Origin of the sequence: Vibrio sp. 05-20-BW147, from assembly GCF_013369385.1 — a bacterium.
GTDB lineage: Bacteria > Pseudomonadota > Gammaproteobacteria > Enterobacterales > Vibrionaceae > Vibrio > Vibrio floridensis.
On record NZ_SZTO01000084.1, the window covers coordinates 1 to 1,168 of the forward strand.

A 1,168-nucleotide genomic window follows, 5' to 3' on the forward strand; every position below is an offset into this window, starting at 1 on the left:
GGGATTCATGCCGCGTGGCATTTTTGGTATGCGGCGAGTTTTGGTGGTGAAAGTGGTTTACGGGAAGTTGGTTTAGGCGGCATTCACCCCTTAACGCAGCGTTATGGCTTCCTCAAAAATGGCACTGTTTGGATAAACAGTATTTGTTGTTTGTGCTCTATTCGTTGTGTAAAGTATTGTTTTTAATTCAATCTAAGTGGACATAATGAATGCGTGAATCCTTACGTCGTAAAGTGTTAGATGTTTGTGCTAAGAAAATCGCACAAAAGGGCGAGAATGTTGGAGTTTCATTCTATGCATTTTTCGCTAATAAAAACGACGATCCAGAGTTGTTAATGGAGGCAGCTACTTGGTGGATTCAAACTCACCAGCTAGATCACTTCGAAAAAGCCTATAAAATCATAGAAATGATTGAATCAGGCAAGTAAAGAACGCGTTAAGTCCAAGCCATAACAAGGCGTTAAAGAGGGATTCATGCCGCGTGGCATTTTTGGTATGCGGTGGTTTTTGGTGGTGAAAGTGGTCTGCGGAAAGCTGGTTTATGCGGCATTCACCCCTTAACGCGGCGTTATACCTTATCGGAGAAAATTACATGGAGTTAGTTGTACCATCGCAAGAGTTTAAGTCTGCTTTCGAAGCTTACTATGAGGACTTTGCTCAAAACGATGTTGAAAATGCTGAGTACTACCTTGAAGGTAAAATTGATTTTTCCAAATATATTCAGCGCTTGAGTGACGAAGCTGCGGGTATAAACTTGCGTGAAGGTTATGTGCCATGTAGTCATTTTTGGCTGATAGATAGTACAAGGTCAATCCTCGGAGCTATTCGGGTTCGCCATAATATCGACAATGATTTCCTCTCTTTAGAAGCTGGGCATATTGGCTACGATATAGCCCCCTCATATCGTGGAAAGGGCAACGGTAAGTTAATGCTGAAGTTGGCGCTTTCGAAAGCTGCCTCTCTTGGCATCGAGCGAGCACTACTGACTGCTGATGAAGATAACTTTGCATCGCGTGGTGTCATCGAAGCTAACGGTGGTGAGTTTGAAAAAATTGTTTTAGGTAAGGTGTTTCCAAATCCTTTGGCTAGGTATTGGGTCAGCTGTAAGTAACGGTATAACAAAGCGTTTAAGTGGGATTTGGCACGCGTGGCATTTTCAGTTTGCGTT

3 protein-coding genes and 1 pseudogene are annotated in these 1,168 nt (G+C 42.8%); all 4 read left to right on the forward strand.

Annotated features, from left to right (window positions below):
• Window positions 1–102 (forward strand): annotated as a pseudogene (locus FC652_RS20100) (DUF3265 domain-containing protein); the annotation flags it as partial.
• Window positions 103–209: 107 nt separating this feature from the next.
• Complete coding sequence (locus FC652_RS20105) at window positions 210–428, forward strand: DUF6500 family protein (RefSeq protein WP_021453865.1); 219 nt, start codon at window positions 210–212, stop codon at window positions 426–428.
• 42 nt (window positions 429–470) lie between these two features.
• Window positions 471–602: a DUF3265 domain-containing protein gene (locus FC652_RS20110; protein WP_369597891.1), complete on the forward strand. Its 132-nt coding sequence runs from the start codon at window positions 471–473 to the stop codon at window positions 600–602.
• Window positions 593–1,111 carry a GNAT family N-acetyltransferase gene (locus tag FC652_RS20115; protein ID WP_053809089.1) on the forward strand — a complete coding sequence of 173 codons (519 nt, stop codon included), beginning with the start codon at window positions 593–595 and terminating at the stop codon, window positions 1,109–1,111. The genes FC652_RS20110 and FC652_RS20115 overlap by 10 nt, the downstream gene beginning before the upstream one ends.
• The last annotated feature ends 57 nt before the right edge of the window (window positions 1,112–1,168 follow it).

Excerpts from the sequence above, each read along its gene's own strand:
- FC652_RS20105 (WP_021453865.1), top strand. The coding sequence starts at position 210 with ATGCGTGAATCCTTACGTCGTAAAGTGTTAGATGTTTGTGCTAAGAAA.
- FC652_RS20115 (WP_053809089.1), top strand. The coding sequence starts at position 593 with ATGGAGTTAGTTGTACCATCGCAAGAGTTTAAGTCTGCTTTCGAAGCT.